The organism is Amycolatopsis sp. NPDC114503 (genome assembly GCF_055633655.1).
Genome location: NZ_JBVKDT010000003.1, coordinates 544,002 through 562,433 on the forward strand (window position 1 = coordinate 544,002; position 18,432 = coordinate 562,433).

16 protein-coding genes are annotated in these 18,432 nt (G+C 68.7%); 6 read left to right on the forward strand and 10 right to left on the reverse strand.

The window, feature by feature from the left end; all coding sequences use genetic code 11:
• Positions 1-6: 6 nt before the first annotated feature.
• From ACZ7OI_RS15090 to cysD, 5 genes are all read right to left on the reverse strand, one after another.
• Positions 7-1,191 carry a YcaO-like family protein gene (locus ACZ7OI_RS15090; protein ID WP_470264771.1) on the reverse strand — a complete coding sequence of 395 codons (1,185 nt, stop codon included), beginning with the start codon at positions 1,189-1,191 and terminating at the stop codon, positions 7-9.
• Between the two features lie 61 nt (positions 1,192-1,252).
• The gene (locus ACZ7OI_RS15095) at positions 1,253-1,387 is read right to left on the reverse strand and encodes a hypothetical protein (RefSeq protein WP_470264772.1); all 135 of its coding nucleotides are present in this window, start codon (positions 1,385-1,387) and stop codon (positions 1,253-1,255) included.
• Positions 1,388-1,464: 77 nt separating this feature from the next.
• Positions 1,465-2,181 (reverse strand): class I SAM-dependent methyltransferase, encoded by a 717-nt coding sequence (locus ACZ7OI_RS15100; RefSeq protein ID WP_470264773.1) that lies wholly within the window; start codon positions 2,179-2,181, stop codon positions 1,465-1,467.
• Positions 2,182-2,429: 248 nt separating this feature from the next.
• Entirely contained in the window at positions 2,430-4,268 is a 1,839-nt protein-coding gene (gene cysC, locus ACZ7OI_RS15105) for an adenylyl-sulfate kinase (protein ID WP_470264774.1), read from the reverse strand.
• Positions 4,268-5,185: a sulfate adenylyltransferase subunit CysD gene (gene cysD / locus ACZ7OI_RS15110; protein ID WP_470264775.1), complete on the reverse strand. Its 918-nt coding sequence runs from the start codon at positions 5,183-5,185 to the stop codon at positions 4,268-4,270. Before cysD ends, cysC begins: the two co-directional genes overlap by 1 nt.
• A gap of 81 nt (positions 5,186-5,266) precedes the next feature.
• Between cysD and ACZ7OI_RS15115 the strand changes: the two genes are divergently transcribed.
• Positions 5,267-5,740, forward strand: a complete 474-nt coding sequence (locus ACZ7OI_RS15115) for a nuclear transport factor 2 family protein (protein ID WP_470264776.1) — start codon at positions 5,267-5,269, stop codon at positions 5,738-5,740.
• A gap of 78 nt (positions 5,741-5,818) precedes the next feature.
• Here the strand turns inward: ACZ7OI_RS15115 and ACZ7OI_RS15120 are convergent, their stop codons facing one another.
• Complete coding sequence (locus ACZ7OI_RS15120; protein WP_470264777.1) at positions 5,819-6,700, reverse strand: helix-turn-helix domain-containing protein; 882 nt, start codon at positions 6,698-6,700, stop codon at positions 5,819-5,821.
• Between the two features lie 87 nt (positions 6,701-6,787).
• Here ACZ7OI_RS15120 and ACZ7OI_RS15125 point away from each other — a divergent pair, with 87 nt between their 5' ends.
• The 4 genes from ACZ7OI_RS15125 to ACZ7OI_RS15140 all read left to right on the forward strand — a co-directional run bounded on the left by ACZ7OI_RS15125 (position 6,788) and on the right by ACZ7OI_RS15140 (position 10,645).
• The gene (locus tag ACZ7OI_RS15125) at positions 6,788-7,957 is read left to right on the forward strand and encodes a hypothetical protein (protein WP_470264778.1); all 1,170 of its coding nucleotides are present in this window, start codon (positions 6,788-6,790) and stop codon (positions 7,955-7,957) included.
• Between the two features lie 4 nt (positions 7,958-7,961).
• Positions 7,962-8,741: an SDR family oxidoreductase gene (locus ACZ7OI_RS15130; protein WP_470264779.1), complete on the forward strand. Its 780-nt coding sequence runs from the start codon at positions 7,962-7,964 to the stop codon at positions 8,739-8,741.
• A gap of 10 nt (positions 8,742-8,751) precedes the next feature.
• Positions 8,752-9,912: a sulfotransferase family protein gene (locus ACZ7OI_RS15135; protein ID WP_470264780.1), complete on the forward strand. Its 1,161-nt coding sequence runs from the start codon at positions 8,752-8,754 to the stop codon at positions 9,910-9,912.
• A 94-nt stretch (positions 9,913-10,006) separates the two neighbouring features.
• On the forward strand, positions 10,007-10,645 hold the full coding sequence (locus ACZ7OI_RS15140) for a hypothetical protein (RefSeq protein WP_470264781.1): 639 nt from the start codon (positions 10,007-10,009) through the stop codon (positions 10,643-10,645).
• A 6-nt stretch (positions 10,646-10,651) separates the two neighbouring features.
• On the opposite strand, the gene ACZ7OI_RS15145 is transcribed toward ACZ7OI_RS15140, so the two are convergent.
• From ACZ7OI_RS15145 to ACZ7OI_RS15155, 3 genes are all read right to left on the reverse strand, one after another.
• Complete coding sequence (locus tag ACZ7OI_RS15145) at positions 10,652-11,197, reverse strand: AAA family ATPase (protein WP_470264782.1); 546 nt, start codon at positions 11,195-11,197, stop codon at positions 10,652-10,654.
• 44 nt (positions 11,198-11,241) lie between these two features.
• Positions 11,242-16,191 carry a DUF7927 domain-containing protein gene (locus ACZ7OI_RS15150; protein WP_470264783.1) on the reverse strand — a complete coding sequence of 1,650 codons (4,950 nt, stop codon included), beginning with the start codon at positions 16,189-16,191 and terminating at the stop codon, positions 11,242-11,244.
• A gap of 133 nt (positions 16,192-16,324) precedes the next feature.
• Positions 16,325-17,149: a BPL-N domain-containing protein gene (locus ACZ7OI_RS15155; RefSeq protein ID WP_470264784.1), complete on the reverse strand. Its 825-nt coding sequence runs from the start codon at positions 17,147-17,149 to the stop codon at positions 16,325-16,327.
• 161 nt (positions 17,150-17,310) lie between these two features.
• Between ACZ7OI_RS15155 and ACZ7OI_RS15160 the strand changes: the two genes are divergently transcribed.
• On the forward strand, positions 17,311-17,991 hold the full coding sequence (locus ACZ7OI_RS15160; RefSeq protein WP_470264785.1) for an endonuclease V: 681 nt from the start codon (positions 17,311-17,313) through the stop codon (positions 17,989-17,991).
• Positions 17,992-18,027: 36 nt separating this feature from the next.
• Here the strand turns inward: ACZ7OI_RS15160 and ACZ7OI_RS15165 are convergent, their stop codons facing one another.
• Entirely contained in the window at positions 18,028-18,405 is a 378-nt protein-coding gene (locus ACZ7OI_RS15165) for a hypothetical protein (RefSeq protein ID WP_470264786.1), read from the reverse strand.
• Positions 18,406-18,432 lie beyond the last annotated feature (27 nt).

Sequence of the window (18,432 nt, forward strand, 5' to 3'; positions counted from 1 at the left end):
TCGAGGTCACTGGTGCTGGAAGGAGGTTCCCGGGCAGACGACGTGCGCCACCGGGATCCCGAGGTCCGGCTGCGTCAGGTCGACGTACAGCGGGGCGTGCCCGGTCACCCGCTTGATCCGGTCGGCGACGTTCCGCACCTCGTCGGCCAAGGTGGCCAGCGGGGCAGACTTGATGTCGGTGAACGGAATCGAGGGGCCGTCCTGCTCGGCGAAGGGCGGCGAATCCGCCGAACGCCGGACCCCGAAGACGCGGGCCTCCCGGTACGGCGCCTTGCCGATGTCGTCACGCGCCCCGGCGATTGCTGTCGCGCGGGACTGCGCGGCTTCGGTGAGCGCGCGCGACAACGCGACCGCCGCGTCCAGATGAGCGCCGGAACCGGTGAACGTCGCGGGGAACGCGTCGCTCCAGATGAGGACGTCGAAAGCCGGGATGCCGAACGGATTCGGCAGGAAACTCATCTGGACATGCACCTTCGCCGCCCGGTATTTCTCCAGCAACGCCGCCAGCCCGGCGTTCTCGACCGTGTCCGGGTGGACCGCCAACGACTGTTCCCGGGCGGCCCTGCGCGCCATCGAGTCGCGTTCGACCACCTCGTACATCCCGTGAAGCAACGCCTCGTCCAGGGTGTTTCCGCTGGCCAGACCATTGCTGCTGATCCGGAACAACGGCGGGAGCCAGCGTTCGTCGAACCGGAAGTCGAGCGTGATCAGCTCGACGGGCACCAGTGACGTGCCGCTGCCGTCGACCAGCCGCGCCGTCCGCCATGCCAAGCGCGTGTCCGGGTTGAGGCGATGCCGGGCGGCCAGGGCGAGCTCGTCGACGCGATATCCGGTGAACCGTTCCGCCTCGCCGACAGCGGCCGTCTGGGTCGCGAAGGGCAGCGGATGTTCCGCGTGCCACAGCTCTGCGCCCTCCATCACTCCGGACACCCGGGCGAGCGCCGCGCTGACGCCCTTGCCTTGGGAAACCGAGAGGGTCCGCGCGTTCGGGCGCATCGCCTGGAACACCGGGATCCCGATCTCGTCGAGCCAGGTGACGTCGGCGACGCGGGTGATGCCGAGCCGCGGCAGTTTCGGCTTGATCCACTCCCACGTCTCCTCCGGCCGCCGGCTTCGGTGCGTTCCGTCGAACACCACCTTCGCCGGACCCGGATCGGGATCCTCGGGATCCGCAGCCGTCCGCTGGGTCATCTTCGCCTCGTTTCTTCCGCGCCGATCGGGCTGGCGGCGCGCACCGCCAGCCCGACCCCGGTCAGCAGCCGCAGAGTTCGCTGCTCTCGGCCACGCCTTCGGCGAACGGCGACTGGAAGGTCGAGAGCTTCTCCGAGCGGACGCTCGCGAGGTCGGCTTCCAGTTCGGCGGCCGTGGGCAGCACGATTTCGTTCATGCGGGAACTTCCTTTCATTCCACTTTCCCCTGAGGATCAGGGAAATTCGGGGGCGGAAACCGGTCTTCCCCGCACGCTCAGGCGGAAACGGCCCGCTCCAGCAGCGCCGCGTAGGCGATCCCGCCCTGCCATTCCTTGCGGGCGGCGATCCGCAGCCCCGCTTCGGAGCACGCCTTTTCCAGCGCTTCGGGATCGGCGAACAGCCACGGGAACCACGGGCCCGCCTCGTCCTCGAGCCACAGCCGCATCCGGATGTCTCCCCGGTATCCGCCGTCCGGGAGTTCGCGGTTGTTGAACGTTCCCGGCGGCAGTTTGCGCCAATCCGTGCTGGTGAACACAATGCGGCCGGTTTCGTTCAGCCACGAGGACAACCGAAGCAGGAATTCCGGCAGGGCGGCGAGCCTCGCCGCCATTCCGCCGTTGCCGCCGACCGCGAGGACGGTGTCCACGGGTCGTGGTGGCGTGTAGGAGAAAACGTCCGCCTGCACACAGGAAACACCCGAGGCCTTCGCCATCGCCACTGCGGCCGGGATCAGTTCGATCCCGTGCCCGCGCACCCCTCGGCGGGCGAGTATCTCCAGGTCACGGCCGGTGGCGCAGCCGACGTCGAGCACGTAGCCGTCCCGCACCCAGTCGAGCACGTCCGAGCCGACCGGCGGCTCCGCCCCGGGCTCCCGCTTCCACCACGCCAGCGGTTGCGGGGCGACCGGCAGCTTGCTGTCGCCGATTTCGACCGCGAAGGAACCCGGCCGGATTTCGCGTCGCAAAGCCTGTTCGAAGAAAGTGACATCCACGCCTGACACTCCCAGCACCATTGCCGAAATGCGAATGACGCCGTACCGGGCAGCGAATTGCCCGGCTCGACCGAGACCTCAGCTGGCATTCCGCCGGAGGCAGAACTCCAGAGTCGCAGCGCCCGCGACGCACCGTCAAAGGTTGTTACCCGAAGAAACTGGCACGCCTGCCCGATCGGCTCTCGGCGGAAACCGGCCGCAGCGCGAATTAGCCCAGCCGTACGAATGGATCCTGTGCCGCCCGGACGTCACTCCAGGGCGGCGAGAACCAGCGCGGCCATCTCCACCGGGTCGCCGTTTTCCGGGCGCAGCACGAGATCCGGCGACGCGGGCCGCTCGTACGGCGCGTCCACTCCGGTGAATCCGGTGATCTCTCCCGACCGCGCCTTCGCGTACATGCCCTTCGGATCACGGTCCTCGCACACTTCGAGCGGAGTGTCGACGAAGACTTCCAAAAACGGCAAACCCGCGGTTTCGTGCACGGTCCGCGCCAGTTCGCGGTCAGCCTGATACGGGCTGATCAACGACACGACCGCCACGACCCCGGCGTCAGCGAACAGCTTGGCGACCTCCGCGACGCGGCGGATGTTCTCGGCCCGCTCGGCCGGGGCGAACCCGAGGTCGCCGTTGAGGCCGTGCCGGAGGTTGTCCCCGTCCAGGAGGTAGGCGGGGCGGCCCGACGCGACCAGCCGGCGCTCCAGTTCGACGGCCACGCTCGACTTGCCCGAGGCGGACAGCCCGGTGAGCCAGACGGTCCGGCCGCGGGTCGCGCGTTCGTCGCGCGACACCGCCGCCGGATGCCAGACCACGTTCGGCGCCGTCGCGCTCGGGCCGGTGATCATGCCCGCCCCGACGGTGTCGCCGGAATGTTCGTCGACCAGCAGGAATCCGCCGGTCGGCTTGTTGCGGAGGTACGGGTCGAACAGCAGCGGCTGCCTCGTGCGCAGTCGGATCCGGCCGATCTCGTTGAGCGACAACGACTCCGCGGCCTCGTCGCGGTGCAGGGTGGTGACGTCCAGCCGGTAGTCGAGGGCGCGGACCTCGGCCTTGGTCTCGCGGGTCGTGTGTCGGACGAGGTAGTTCGCGCCAGGAGCGAGCGAGGCCTGTTCGGAGAACCAGCAGACCATGGCATCGACGTCCTGGCCGACGTGCGGGCGGTTGCCCGGGCGGCAGATCAGGTCGCCGCGGCTGAGGTCGAGTTCGTCGGCGAGCTCGATGGTGACCGCCAGCGAGGCGAACGCCTCCGGCACCTCCGCCCCGCCGGGACCCCAGATCGCCCGGACGGTCGTGGTGAACCCGGAGGGCAGCACCGTCACCTCGTCGCCGGGCTTGAACACTCCGCCGGCCACCGTCCCGGCGTAACCGCGGAAGTCCCGGCTGTGTTCGCGAATCACGTATTGCACGGGAAAGCGCGCGTCGACGAGATTCCGATCCGACGCCACATGCACCTGTTCGAGGTGGTGCAACAGCGAAGTGCCTTCATACCAAGGCATGCTCGCGCCCCGGTGCACCACGTTGTCGCCGTGCAGCGCGGACATCGGCACGAAAGTCAGATCAGGCGTCTGCAATTTCATCGCGAACCGGCGGAAATCCTCGCGGATTTCCTCGAACCGCTCCTGAGACCAGTCGACGAGGTCCATTTTGTTCACGCACACCACCAGGTGCCGGATGCCCAGCAAGCTGGCGAGGAACGCGTGCCGGCGCGACTGCTCGAGCACGCCCTTGCGCGCGTCGACCAGGATCAGCGCGACGTCCGAAGTGGACGCTCCGGTGACCATGTTCCGGGTGTACTGCACGTGCCCCGGGGTGTCGGCGATGATGAATTTCCGTTTGGGCGTGGCGAAATACCGGTGCGCGACGTCGATCGTGATGCCCTGTTCGCGTTCGGCGCGCAGGCCGTCGGTCAGCAGGGCGAGGTCCGGATACGCGTCGCCCCGGGCCCGGCTGGTGCGCTCGATCGCTTCGAGCTGGTCGGTGAACACCGTCTTGGAATCGAACAGCAAGCGGCCGATCAGGGTCGACTTGCCGTCGTCCACGCTGCCCGCGGTGGCGAGCCGCACTGTCGTGACCCGGTCCCCGGCGCTCATCAGAAGTAGCCTTCCTTCTTGCGGTCTTCCATCCCGGCCTCGGAAATCCGGTCGTCGGCCCGGGTCGCGCCGCGTTCGGTGACCCGCGTCGCGGCGACCTCGGCCACCACTTCCGCGGGCGAGGAAGCGGTCGATTCGACGCAGCCGGTGCAGGTCGCGTCCCCGATCGTGCGGAAGCGAACCGTTGCGGGGTAAGGAACTTCTCCCTCGCCGACGGTGAGGAACCGGGTTTCCGCGAGCAGCATCCCGTCCCGCTGGACGACCGGCCGCTCGTGCGCGTAGTACAGCGACGGCAGGGTCACGCCCTCCGCTTCGACGTACTGCCAGATGTCCAGCTCAGTCCAGTTCGACAACGGGAACACCCGGATGTGCTCGCCCTTGCGATGTCTGCCGTTGTACAGATTCCACAGTTCCGGACGCTGCCGCCGCGGATCCCATTGACCGAATTCGTCGCGGAAGCTGAACACCCGTTCCTTGGCCCGGGCCTTCTCTTCGTCGCGCCGCGCGCCGCCGAACACCGCGTCGAAGCCGTTCTCTCGGATGCCGCGCAGCAAAGTCGCCGTCTGGAGCCGGTTCCGGCCCGCCTTCGGGTCCTCGACGGACCGGCCCGCGTCGATGTCGTCCTGGACGCTGGCGACCACCAGCCGCAATCCGTAGCGTTCGACGATTTCGTCCCGGAACCGGATCACTTCGTCGAAGTTGTGCCCGGTGTCGACGTGCATGACCGGGAACGGCAGCGGCGCGGGCCAGAACGCCTTCGCCGCGACGTGCAGCATCACCATCGAGTCTTTCCCGCCGGAGAACAGCAGCACCGGCCGCTCGAAGGTCGCCGCGACCTCGCGGAAGACATGCACGGCTTCGGCTTCGAGCGCACCGAGGTGGCTCAGCTCGTAGGCCGGGGGTGCCTGGGTCGCCATCGGATCCGCCCTTCCGGGTTCGAGAACAGAAAAGTAGAACAGGTTCTTGCGCTGGGTCAAGCGGCGGAGGACGCTGAGCGGATGGACCTGGCCGCACTCGAAGAAATCCGCCGCGTGAAATTCCGCTACCTCCGGTGCCTCGATCTGAAGCGCTGGGACGAGATGGCGGAGACGCTCACCGCAGACGCCCGCGTGCACTACGGCACGCCCTCCTACGGCGAACCGCTGAACTTCGACAACCGCGACGCGCTCATGGAGTTCTTGCGCACGACCGTCGGCCCCGGCATCACGACGATGCACTTCGCCAGCCACCCGGAAATCGACATCGACGGCGACACCGCGACCGGGCGATGGATGTTCCAGGACAAGGTGATCGTCGCCGAGCACCGCGTCGTGATCGAGGGAGCCGCGTACTACGAGGACACCTACCGTCGCGAGGACGGGGTGTGGCGGATCAGCAGCACGGGGTACGAGCGGTTGTACGAAACGCTGGTCTCGATGAAAGACCAGCCGGGGTGGAAGCTGACGGCGAACATGTGGGGCCAGCCAGCCTGACTGCGACGGTCAGCGGTCCGTGAGGGGAACCCCGAGGGCCTCTGCTTCCCTCGGGGTTCCCTTCACGGACCGTGGAACCTAGCGAGGACGGACTCCGCCCGTCTCCGCCGTCACTGCATCCGCGACGGCAGCCAGCGCCGCTCCCCGGCGGGCGATTTCCGCGCCGGTGATCGGTTCGCCGACTGACAGCGTCAGCACCAGTTCCTGCCGCCCCGACGCGTCGAATGTCGGGGCCGCGAGCAGGCTCACCGCGTGCTTCTTCCGCGGCTCGAGATCCGCGCCGAGGTACACCCGCTCCCCCAGGCTCGACACCAGCTCGCCGACCAGCCCGCGCACCTCCGGCGGCAGATCCCCGGCGGCGACACCCGCCATCAGCGTGTACAGCCGACGCCCCGCCGACGTCAGGCTTTCCACCAGATACCCGTGTTCCCGGCATTCGGCGACCACGCGCCGCAGGTACGCCTCGTCCAGCCGCACCGGCACCGCGGGCGGCGTGGCCAGCCACGCGTCGAAGGCGGATTCGGCGTCCCACAGCACGTACATCAGCCCGACCGGCGGCGCGAACGGATACGTCTCGCCCAGCCGCACCTTGCCCGGCCCGGCGCTCTGCAGCATGAGGATGCGCCCGTCGACCACGGCCGACGCGGTGCACGTCGCCTGGTACCGGGCGCTGAGTTCTTCCAGGTGGGTACGGGCGATCTCGCTCGCCCCGAAGCCTTCGCCGGCCGCGCGCCCGGCCGCGATCATCGCCGGTCCCAGGCGATACGTCGTCGATCGCGGGTCGCGGACCACGTAGCCGCTCGCGGTCAGCTCGGTCAGGATGCCGAGGCAGGTCGGCTTGCTCAGGTCCAGTTCGCGGGCGAGCGCGGACAGCCCGAAGCGCTGCCCCGGCCGGGCCGCGAAATAGTCCAGCAGCCGCACGACCCGCTGCGTCGGCGGCGAGCGCCGGGTAACCGCCATTGACCCATCCTTAGAACGCGTTCTAGTCTCAACCGACACCGAACGTACCACCCCGGTACAGATTTGGACCAGCGTGAGGAGTCTCCGGTGCTGACCGAACCGCTCGCCGGCGCGATCGCCGAAGCCGAAAAGATCATCGCCGAGGCGCCGCACGTCCGGACCGAACAGGACCTGATCGAGGGCTACGACTACCTCGCGGGCAGCATCCGGGCGTCGGTCCAGACAGCGTGGGCCTACGACCGCGACTTCCCGTACTTCACCCTGTCCACCGGCCCGTACACGAAAATGGGCCTGGACAACCCGGACACCCTGTACTTCAACGCGAACATCCGCGAGGACCGCGAGTACGTCGTCACCGGCACCCGCGGCACCACCGCCGACCTGAGCTTCCAGGTCCTCAACGGCGACTACACGCCGGTCGAGGTGCCCGACAGCATGACCGCGTTCGACGACCGCGACATCCCCGTCGCCGCCGACGGCTCCTTCGAGATCCGCTTCGGCCCGGCGAAACCCGATCCCGAGCCCGGTTATTTCGTGCTCGGCCCGGGTTCGTCGATGCTCGTCGTCCGCGAGGTCTACAGCGACTGGGCGACCGAACGGCGCGGCTCGATCCAGCTCCGGTGCGCCGGCACCACCGGCCAGGCGCCGCCCGCGCTGTCGCGCACCGCGATGGAGAAACGCTACGGCGTCACCGGAAAGATCCTGCTCAGCCGGATCCGGACGTTCCTCGCCTTCCCCAAGTGGTTCTACCTGAACCTGCCGGCGAACACGATGACCGAACCGCGCAGCACGCCCGGCGGCCTGCCCACCCAGTATTCCTCGGCCGGGCATTACGAACTCGCCGACGAGGAGGTCATGATCGTCACGGTGCCCCGCTCGGACGCGCCGTACCAGGGCATCCAGCTCGGCAGCCCGTGGTACATCTCGTTGGACTATCTGAACCACCAGACCAGCCTCACCGCCGACCAGGCCCGCGTCGACCCGGACGGCAAGATACGGTTCGTGATCAGCGAACGCGACCCCGGCGTCGCGAACTGGCTCGAACGCACCGGGCACGACCGCGGCTACGTCCAGATCCGCTGGCAGCGGCTTTCCCGCGAGCTGACCGCGGAGGACGGTCCGGAGGTCGAGGTCGTGAAGTTCGGCGAACTCGCCGACCGGCTGCCCTTTTACAAGGAAGCCCGCGTGACCCCCGAGGAATGGGCCGAGCGGATCGCCGCGCGACAGGCTGCGGTCGCGGCCAGGATGCTGGGCTGAATTCATGGATCTCCTGACTGGCAAAGTCGTTCTCGTCTCCGGAATCGGCCCGGGACTCGGCCGCTCGATCGCCTTGCGGTCCGCCGCGGCCGGCGCCGACGTCGTCCTCGCGGCCCGCACCGAATCCCGGCTCGCCGAGGTCGCCGCCGAGGTCGAAGCGCTCGGCCGGCGCGCCGTTCCGGTGCCCACCGACATCACCGACGACGCCTCGGCGACCAAGCTCGTCGAAACCGCGCTGAGCGAGTTCGGACGCGTGGATACCTTGGTGAACAACGCTTTCGCGATCCCGCCGATCACCGACCTCGCCGAAGTCGACCTCGACGCCGTCCGCGCCGGCTTCGAAACCAACGTGCTCGCCGCGCTCCGGCTGACCCGGCTCTGCACCGCCGCGCTCGCCGAGAGCGCCGGTTCGGTCGTGATGATCAACTCGGCTGTGCTGCGGCATTCGCGGCGCACCTTCGGCGCGTACAAAATGGCGAAGGCGAGCTTGCTGGCACTCGCCCAAAGCCTCGCGTCGGAGCTCGGCCCGCGCGGAATCCGCGTCAATTCCGTGGCGCCGGGCTACATCTGGGCGGATTCGCTCAAATGGTATTTCGCTTACCTGGCCAAGGAACGCGGCGTTCCCGCGGAGCAGGTGTACACGGAAACGGCCGCGACGATCGACCTTCGCCGCCTCCCGGAACCGGACGAGATCGCCGACACCGTCGTGTTCCTCGCGTCCGCGCTCGCCCGCTGCGTCACCGGGCAGTGCCTCGACGTGAACGCCGGCGAATACCATCACTGAGGGGAAGATCATGCGTCCAGGACGAGACAGCGTCGGCACGGTCGAAGACCTCCACGCGTCCGCCACGAAGCTCACCGGCCTCGACGATTTCGGCGGCGACGAGCACCTCGACGGCCTGCGCGTGCTGCTCGATTCCTATGCCGGCGAGGCCGATTTGACCCCGTACGGCAACAAAGTCCACCGCGCTTTCCTGCGCGGCGCGTTGGTCGCGCGGCTGCTGAGCGAAGCGTCGTGGAAACAGAATCCGCAATACGCCGACGTACCGATCGAGCGGCCCATCTTCGTCACCGGCCTGCCGCGCACTGGCACGACGGCGCTGCACCGGCTGCTCACCGAAGACCCGGCCCACCAGGGTCTCGAAGTGTGGCTGACCGAAATGCCGCAACCGCGCCCGCCGCGCGAAACGTGGGCGGAAAACCCGGTGTTCCAAGCGATTCAGGCCGGCTACGAACAGCACCACGTCGAGCATCCCGAATTCATGGGCCTGCACCACATGTCGGCGGACCAGGTCGAGGAATGCTGGCAGTTGCTGCGGCAGTCGCTGAAATCCGTGTCGTACGAATGCCTCGCGCACGTGCCCGGCTACTCGCGCTGGCTCGACGGGCAGGACTGGACCGACGCTTACCGCAGGCACCGGCGCAACCTGCAGCTCATCGGCCTCCCCGACGCCGGCCGCCGCTGGGTGCTCAAGAACCCGAGCCATCTGTTCGCCCTCGACGCGCTGCTGGAGGTCTACCCCGACGCGCTGGTCGTGCAGACCCATCGCGCACCCAGCACGATCATCGCGTCCGTGTGCAGCCTCACCGAACAGGCTTCGGAAGGATGGTCGGACACTTTCCGCGGCGAGGTAGTCGGACGCAGCCAGCTCGATCTGTGGGCGCGCGGCGCGGAACAGTTCGCGGCCGCCCGGCAGCGGCACAACCCGGCGCAGTTCTGCGACGTCCGGTACGAGGACTTCGTCGCGGACCCGATCGGCACCGTCGAGGGCGTCTACCAGCACTTCGGGCTCGATCTCGCCCCGCAAGCGCGCGAGGCGATGACAACGCTGCACGAGCGGAGCCGCACGGGAGACGCGAAACCGAAGCACCGCTACGACCTCGCCGACTTCGGCCTGACCGCCGGGGAGGTCGACGAGCGGTTCGCCGGATATCGTGCCGCGCACCGAAGTTGAAGCCGTTTCGAGACCGGGATGTTCGGCGAACCGGCCACGCCGGACGGGGCCGCCCCCTAGGATCTGCCCGACGTTCCTTGAGCGGAGAGCAGGTATGACGACCTTCACCAGCACGATCCTCCAGATCCTCCCGCAGGCGTTGCTGCTGATCGTGGGGCTGTTCGGCCTGATCCTCTCGATCGGCCGGCGCTCGCGCGGCGGCTCGGGCCTGATGGTGGCCGCCTTCGCGGTCATGCTCGTCACCACGGCGCTGAACATCGCCTGGCAGCTCATGCTGGCGAACGTCGCGTCCTGGATGGCGTCGGATCATCTGAGCAGCTCGGAGATGTCGACGATCTTCCTGGCCGTGGGCATCCCGCTCAGCCTTCTCGAGGTGCTGTCGTGGCTGCTGGTCGTGCTCGCGGTCGCGAAGGGCGGCCGCGCGCCGCAGCCCGGTTTCGCACCCGGCGGGTACCCGACGGTCGGGCAGCCGGGGTTCGGTCCGCAGGCCGGTTACGGCCAGCCCGGCTATCCGCAGACCGGCTACGCGCAGCCTGGTTATCCGCAATCCGGCCAGCAGCAACCCGGTCAGCCTCAGCCCGGCCAGCCTCAGCCTGGTTACCCCCAGCCTGGTTACCCTCAGCCGGAGCCAGGTCAGCAGTCCGGCTACTCCCAGCCGGAGCAGCCCGGCCATCCCCAGCCCGGTCAGCAGCAGCCCAACCCGGGCGAAGGCCCGCAGCAGCCGCCGAACTGACGCCGGTCAGACCCCCGCTTCGGCCTCGGTCCGGGCCAGAATCTCGTCGACAGTCTCCTCGACGGTCAGCTCCGACGTGTCCAGCCACAGCCCGAGACGCGGGGTCTCCTCGCGGAGGTACGCGTCCAGCCCGGCGATACCCGTGTCGCCCGGCTGGTACGCGACCTTTCCCCGCGTCGCCTGCCGAGCCGCGTCGCGCTGCGCCACCACTGCGGCGCTAGGCGCGAGTACCACCACATAACAGGGCCGCGTGCGCAGCGCGCCGACCATCCCGGTCAGGTGTTCGCCGAGCACGATGTCCTGCAGCACCACGGTGAACCCAGCGTCGGCGTACCCGTCCGCGACCTGCGCCGCGAGCGCGTACCGGAGCCGAAGCTGACGGATCGCCTCGGCGGGCGGGTCGGCCGGGCCCATCTCGACCCGGCCGTTGACCACCATCCGCCGGAACGCGTCCCCGCGCACGTGTGCGGATTTCGGCAACCGTTCGGCGAGCGCCTGCGCCACCGTCGACTTGCCCGCCGCTTGGATGCCGGTCAGCACGAAGATCGTCACGCCAGGAACCCTGCCTTCTTCACGACCCGGCCCGCCAGCGGTTTTCAGCGCCGCAGCCTGCGCCGCCGGGAGGCAACCAGCAGCGCGAAGCCGCAGAGCAAGCTGAACAGCGAGCCGAGCAACAGGTCCCGCAACGGCGTGCCCGTCGAGGCCAGCGGCGGGGTTCCCGGCGGACCCGTCGGCGGTGTCCCCGGAGTCGGCGGAGTCACCGGAGTGTCCGTGGAACAGCCGGGGTCGGTGCCAGTGACGCAACTGGTTCCCGGGTTCGGCGAAACCACGACGTTGCGCAGATGGCTCCCCGCAGTCGCTCCGGGCTTGACGGTGATCGAGTACGTGACCGTGACGGTCTGGCCGACCGCCAGTGTCCCGTGCCAGGTCAGCCGCGAACCGGTCTGGTCGACGGTGCCGCTGGTGGCTTTGGCGTCGTGGTTGTAGTCGGCGTCGTCCAGAACGTCGGCGAGGTCGTCGACGAACGCCGCGTCCGGATAGGCGGCAGTGCCGGTGTTGGCGATATCCAGGGTGTAGGTGACCTTCTCCCCCGGTTTTGCCGTCGCCACGCCGGCTCGCTTGGTGATGGTCATGGCGCGCACCGGGGTTTCGGTGCCGCACACCGGGTCTCGGGTCTCGCAGTTCGTGTCGTCCGGACTCGTGACGGAGTTGCGCAGGATCTTGTCGCCACGCGGCGGATCCCCGACCGTCACCGAGTACGTGATGGTGACCTGTGCACCCGCCGCCACGGGGCCAGTCCACTGTAGACGCGGGCTGGCATAGCGGACGCTTCCGGCGGTCGCCTTCGCATCTCCGTTGTACGCGGCGTCGTCCAGGACGCCGGACAGATCGTCGGTGAACGACGCTTCCGGTTGCGGTGCCTCGCCGATGTTGCGGACGGTCACCGTGTAGGTGACCCGCCCGCCGGGCTCGGCGAACGCGGGGTCGGCGGTTTTGGTGATCCGCAGGTGCGGCTTCGGCAGCACGACGCGGCAGTCCGGATCGGTCGAGCCCTCCGGGCAGTTCGACCCGCTGCCGGTGACGGTGTTGACGAGCCGGTGGTCGCCTGCGTTGGTGACGGTGACGGAGTAGGTGATTTTCGCGGTGGCGCCCTTGGCCAAGTCCCCGGTCCACGTCAGGTTCGGCGGCGCGACGGCGACCGTGCCGGTGTCCGCTTTGGCGTCGTTGTTGTAGGTCGCGTCGTCGAGCACGCCCGCGAGATTGTCGATGAACGACGCGGCCCGGTAGTCAGCCTCGCCGACGTTCTCGACGGTGATCGTGTAGGTGACGCGGTCGCCGGTCTTGATTTCGGCTGGGGTCGCGGTCTTCGTGATCTTCAGCGCGGGCAGCGGGGTAACCGTCTCGCAGTCTGGATCGTGACCGCCCGGTGGGCAGTCGCCGCCAGTGACCGCGTTGACGAGCCGCTTGTCCCCGGTCGGCGGGTTGTGCACGGTGACGGTGTAGGTGATCGTCACCGTCGCACCGGCTTCGACGTCGCCGTTCCACGTCAATTTCGGTGCGGCATAAGCAGTTGTGCCGCTAGTCGCGCGAGCGTCGTTGTTATAGCTCGCATCATCGAGAACGCCACTCAGGTCATCGGTGACGGATGCATCGCGATAGGCAGCCTTGCCATCGTTGGTCACCAGAACGGTATAGGTGACCGTGTCCCCGGGCCGAGGCTCCGCCGGGCTCGCGGTCTTCTTGACATGCAGCGCTGGCAACGGGGTAACCGTCTCGCAGTCTGGATCGTGACCGCCCGGTGGGCAGTCGCCGCCAGTGACCGCGTTGACCAGCCGCTTGTCCCCCGTCGGCGGGTCGTGGACGGTGACGGTGTAGGTGATCGTCACCGTCGCACCGGCTTCGACGTCGCCGTTCCACGTCAGTTTCGGTGCGGCATAAGCAGTTGCGCCGCCGGTCGCGCGAGCGTCGTTGTTGAAGCTCGCATCATCGAGGACACCCGTCAGGTCATCGGTGACGGATGCACCGCGATAGGCAGCCTTGCCATCATTGGCCACCAGGACCGTATAAGTCACCGTGTCGCCAGGCCGCGGGTTCGACGGGGTCACGCTCTTCTTGACGTGCAGCCGAGCGACCGGAGTCACCGTCCCGCAGTCCGGGTCGGTGCTGCCAGGCGGGCAACTGGAGTCGGGCGGGCCGGTGATCGCATTGCGGAGTTCGCCGTCACCGGTGCGCGTGACAGTGACCGAATAGGTGATCGTCGCGGTCGCGCCGGCGGGCAGGTCGGCGGTCCACGTCAAAGTGGGTTCGGCGTAGCTGACGGTGCCCGAAGTGGCGCTGGCGTCCTGATTATAGGTCGCGTCGTCCAGGACGCGGCTCAGGTCGTCGGTGAAACGCGCGCCTCGATAGGTTGCGGTGCCTGGATTTCGGGCGACCACCGTGTACGTGACCTTATCGCCGGGCTGAGCCGTCGCGGACGACGCGGTCTTCGACAGTTCGAGGGCGCCGATGCCGGTGTCGGTGCCGCAGTCCGGGTCGGTGTTGCCGGGCGGGCAGGTCGAACCGTCGGGTCCGGTGACGAGGTTGCGCAGGCGTTTGTCACCGGCGGGCGGGCTGCCGACGGTGACGGAATAGCGCACGGTCACCGTCGCACCGGCCGGGACATCGCCCGTCCAGCGCAACCGCGGTGCGGCGAAGGACACGGTGCCTGACGAGGCTGTCGCGTCGTTGTTCCACGTCGCGTCGTCGAGCACGCCGGAGAGATCGTCGGTGAACGACGCTCCGGGATAGGCGGCCTCGCCGGTGTTGCGCACGGTCACGGTGTAGCCGACTCGTTCACCGGGCTTGGCGTCGGTCTTGTCCGTGGTTTTCTTGATTTCGAGCGCGCCGACCGGGGTTTCGGTCGCACAGACCGTGCTGTTCGGCGGGCAGTTCGATTCTTCCGGGCCGGTTACGGTGTTGCGCAGTTTGTGGTCCCCGCGCGGCGGCGAGTGCACCGTGGCCGTGTAGCGGATGGTGACGGTCTGGGCGGCGGGAATGTCGCCGGTCCACGTCAGTTTCGCTGTGTCCGGGTCGTATCCCGGCTGGGTCGGCGCGGGAGTGCCGCCGATCGTGGCGGCGGCATTGTTGTCGTAGGCAGCGTCGTCGACCACGCCGGCGAGATCGTCGGTCAGCTTGACCGCGGACGCCGTCGCGCCGCCGATGTTCTCGGCGGTGATCGTGTACGTGACGGTGTCGCCCGGCTTCGCGGTGGCGGGCGAGGCCGATTTCCGAATCACCAAGCCGGAAATCGGTTCATCCGTGGTGCACATGGGGTCGGGGCCGCAGTTCGAACCGTCCGGGCCGACTACCCGGTTGGTCAGCCGACGGTTCCCGCGCGGCGGGTCGGCGACCGTCACCGTGTACGTGATGGTGACTGTGGCACCCGCCGCGACGTCGCCGGTCCAGTGCAGCGCGCGACCTGGGTCGTAGGTAATCGTGCCGGATCCGGTTGCGCGCGCGTCATTGTTGTAGGTGGCGTCGTCGAGGACGTCGGTCAGGTCGTCGGTGACGCGCGCTCCCGGCCAGTCAGCTTGACCGTCGTTGGTCACGGTGACCGTGTACGAGACGACGCTCCCCGGGCTGGGGTTGGCGGGCGAGGCATGCTTCGCGATCTTCAAGGTGGCGATCGGCACGACCGTCGAACACGCCGGATCCTTCGACGGCTCAGCGCAGTTGCTTTCCGGGACCGTCACGACGTTGGTCAGCTTTTTGTCCCCGCCGGGCGGTTTCCCCACGGTCACCGAGTACGCCATGGTGACGGTGTCGCCCGGCGCGATCGCGCCCGTCCAGGTCAGCTTCCGGCCGGCGTAACTCGGCTGGGTCGGGGTCGGCGCGCCGCCGGTCGTGGTGGCCGCGTCGTTGTTGTACGCGGCGTCGTCGAGGACCGCGCTCAGGTCGTCGGTCAGGCTGGCGGCGGGAGCGGGAGCGTCGCCCTCGTTGGTGATCGTCACCGTGTACCGCACGGTGTCCCCCGGCTTCGCGGCCCGCTCGCTGGCGGTCTTGCGCACGACGAGGCGGGAGGTCAGGTTCGGCGCGATCGAGCAGCTGGCCAGGTCGGTGATCGGCCAGGAGCCGCCGGATTCGGACGTGATCCGGCCGACCTGGTTGTTCTGGGCGTTGCCGCCGGGCACCAGCGTCGAGGCTCCGGTCCGCGGGTCCACTTTGTACAGTGCGCCGCCGTAATAGCCGAGGTAGATCGAACCGTGGAAATAGGCCATTCCGTAGTTGTTGAACCCGTTGCTCGACCCCGGCCCGACGACGCGGACCGCCCGCGTCGTGGTCCCGGTCGCCGGATCGAGCCGGTACACATAGGTCGACCCGCCGTAGGAAATGCCGTAGTACGCGCCGCCGTCAGCGTCCACGAACAGGTCCGGCACCAGCGAGCCGCTGAGGAAAACCGGATCGTTCGACGGCACCGGCGTGAGGTTGGAGCCCCTGGTCCAGACGGTCGTCGCGCCGGTCGCCAGGTTCATCCCGAACAGCTTCGGCGCGCCGCCGTTCTGCGCGCCGAAGAGCATCCCGGTGTTCGGATCCGCGGCGGTCCCGCCCCAGTTCACGCCGGCGGGCAGGTCGCGGGGCTGGCCGGCCGCGATCTCGTCGGTGGCTTGGTCCGTTCCGGAAACGTGTTTGTACAGCTTCCGGTTCGCGCTCGTGTAACTGGAATAGAACGCCGCCGGACGGCCAGTGTCGGGATCCTTGCCGAGCGCCATATTGGTCGACCAGTAATCCGGCAGGCCGCTGCCGGACCGTTTGCTGATCACGGTGTTCTGGATCTCGGCGTCCCCGGCCGCGTCGGTGCGGAACTGCATGCCCGAGCGGAAATTGCTGTAGTAAAGATGGTCGCAGTCGAATGCGGACGGGCTCTGCTCGCCTTCCACCGGCCACGTCGCGGCCGACGCGGGAGCGGCGCCGCCGACCACCGCGCCCGATACGGCGATCGCCGTCACGAGAACCTGCACGGCCAACCGCCGGACCGCTTTCCCGTTCCCACCCGCCCAGCGCACCATGATCGCATCGAATCAACGCGCACCCCAGCCGACAACTCGAAAGCGCGGCCGGGCGCACAAGTCACCCACCTGAGTTCGCCTTAGGCACCGGAATTGCCCGCCCGCGAAAAACATTCGCGCGCGGGTATTTGCCTTACCGCGAGACGGTCGCCTGGATCAGCTCGTAGGCCAGATCGAGTTGGACGCCGTCGGGATTGGCGAGCCCCTTCTCGTCGTACCAGGAGGCGTCGGCTTCCGGATGCGGCCCGCTGACGCCGACCCGTCCCTTGCCGTACGGGGTGACGGCCACCGCGGGCTCCCCGTTGGTGTAGGTCGCCAGCACCGTCGCGTTGGAGCCTTCGTCCAGCCGGAAGGCGGGCCCGTCCTGGAAATACATGTGCCGCGGCTTCCCTCGCCAACTGACCTCGATGACGGTGTCGCGCTCGTCCGGAACCGTGGAGCCGGGAGAACCCGCGTACCCGTGAGTGTCGCCGGGCAGCAGGCCGAACCCCGGGTCGTGGCCCGCGAGATAACCGCCGAAGCACAGGCCGAGGTAGCTGCCGCCGTTCCGGACCCAGTCGCGGACCGCGTCCGCGGAGTCGTCCAGGTCCCGCCAGGTCCGGTCGAGATCCTGACCGCCGCCCGGCTGGACGTACAACTGCGCGTCCGCCAGGACCGCCGCGGTGAGCGGCTTTCCCGTGCCCGGCCCGACGTACTCGACCCGGTAATGCTGCGGCGCCCGGCGCAGCAGATCCGCCACCGCGGGCCCGCATTCCGCGCACCCCTGCGGTCCGTTGTAGACCAGCGCGAGCGGCGCTTCGGCACTCCGCGCCGGGGGTTTCGCCGGAGGCTTCGCCACGGCTTCCGGCTGACCACAGCCCACCGCCAGCAACGCGGCAGCCGAAAGAAGCCCGGCCAGCAACCGCCGCCGCCCCGGACTCGCTGGACGGCGGTCGGAGCTTCGGTCCGTACCGGGCATGGTTTCCCTCTCCTCGCAATGGCCGCCGTCGTACCGTAGCACTAACGATTAGCTTTGAGTAACGGTCACACTTTTGAGCCTGATAGGGTCAGCGCCGACCATTCGCCCTTATCCGATCGTGCCGCAGGACCTGCTCGTCCTGCCACTCCTCGAGGAACTCCATGCCCGCCTGGCCCGCCACCGAGGCCGACGCCCTTGCCGAACAGCACCGCCTGCGCGCCCTGGTGGACCCGGCCGGCCCGCCCGTGTCCGACGGCGCCCTGGTAGCAGGCGTCGATGTCGCTTACGACGATGAACGAGACGTGGTCGTCGCAGCCGCCGTGCTCGTCGACTTCACCTCGCTCGAGACTGTGGAAGAAGCGACCGCGATCGGGCAGGTCAGCTTCCCTTACGTCCCCGGCTTGCTGGCCTTCCGCGAACTCCCGCCGGTCCTGGACGCCTTGGCCGCACTCCGCCGCCGCCCAGACCTGGTCCTCTGCGACGGTTACGGAATCGCCCATCCGCGCCGCCTCGGATTGGCCAGCCACCTGGGCGTGCTGACCGGCCTCCGCACCGCCGGGGTCGCCAAGACGCCGTTCACCTTCACGCACGACCAACCCGGCCCGGCACGCGGCGATTGGTCCCCGCTGCTCGACGGCGCGGAGGTCGTCGGCCGTGCGCTGCGGACGCGGGAAGGGGTCAAGCCGGTCTTCGTTTCGGCCGGCCACCGGATCGGCTTGGCCGAGGCCAGCGACGCGACGCTGGCGCTGGCACGGGGTTACCGGCTGCCGGAGACGACGCGCCGGGCGGATTCCTTGTGCCGTCGGGCATTGGCGGAGGCTGTTCTTCCCGGGGCTGGATGAGCAGCCCGCACCCCGGAGTGACCGGAGCGCAAGCTTTCAGAACGACCGCAGCCAGTCGCCGATGACGGCGAAATCCTCCTCCGTGAGACCGCGGTGCGGAGCGACGCGGTGCAGCAGCGCACGACCGGGGTGACGGGCTCGCACCCACTCCTGATCCCCGTCGCCGATCTCGTCGTCGACCCAGACGAAGGGACGCCCGTCCGCCCATTCGACCAGGGCCCGGGTCTTCCAGTGCACGCCGAACCACTGATCTTCGCGTTCCTCCGCCGCGGAGGGCTCCGGCCAGCGCACGACCGGCAGCGGCGGAGCACCCGCCTCGGGTGGTCGGCACCTCGAGCCGTCGCCAAACGGCAGCAGCGTTCCGTCGACATCAAGGAACACCAGCGAGCGACGGCCGCCAGGGAGAGATTCCATTGTCCTGCCAGCATATCGAATCGAGCA

Coding starts and splice junctions, on each gene's coding strand:
- ACZ7OI_RS15140 (WP_470264781.1), top strand. CDS start 10,007: ATGACGACCTTCACCAGCACGATCCTCCAGATCCTCCCGCAGGCGTTG.
- ACZ7OI_RS15130 (WP_470264779.1), top strand. CDS start 7,962: ATGGATCTCCTGACTGGCAAAGTCGTTCTCGTCTCCGGAATCGGCCCG.
- ACZ7OI_RS15115 (WP_470264776.1), top strand. CDS start 5,267: ATGGACCTGGCCGCACTCGAAGAAATCCGCCGCGTGAAATTCCGCTAC.
- ACZ7OI_RS15165 (WP_470264786.1), bottom strand. CDS start 18,405: ATGGAATCTCTCCCTGGCGGCCGTCGCTCGCTGGTGTTCCTTGATGTC.
- ACZ7OI_RS15120 (WP_470264777.1), bottom strand. CDS start 6,700: ATGGCGGTTACCCGGCGCTCGCCGCCGACGCAGCGGGTCGTGCGGCTG.
- ACZ7OI_RS15150 (WP_470264783.1), bottom strand. CDS start 16,191: ATGGTGCGCTGGGCGGGTGGGAACGGGAAAGCGGTCCGGCGGTTGGCC.
- ACZ7OI_RS15135 (WP_470264780.1), top strand. CDS start 8,752: ATGCGTCCAGGACGAGACAGCGTCGGCACGGTCGAAGACCTCCACGCG.
- ACZ7OI_RS15155 (WP_470264784.1), bottom strand. CDS start 17,149: ATGCCCGGTACGGACCGAAGCTCCGACCGCCGTCCAGCGAGTCCGGGG.
- ACZ7OI_RS15160 (WP_470264785.1), top strand. CDS start 17,311: ATGCCCGCCTGGCCCGCCACCGAGGCCGACGCCCTTGCCGAACAGCAC.
- cysC (WP_470264774.1), bottom strand. CDS start 4,268: ATGAGCGCCGGGGACCGGGTCACGACAGTGCGGCTCGCCACCGCGGGC.
- ACZ7OI_RS15095 (WP_470264772.1), bottom strand. CDS start 1,387: ATGAACGAAATCGTGCTGCCCACGGCCGCCGAACTGGAAGCCGACCTC.
- cysD (WP_470264775.1), bottom strand. CDS start 5,185: ATGGCGACCCAGGCACCCCCGGCCTACGAGCTGAGCCACCTCGGTGCG.
- ACZ7OI_RS15090 (WP_470264771.1), bottom strand. CDS start 1,191: ATGACCCAGCGGACGGCTGCGGATCCCGAGGATCCCGATCCGGGTCCG.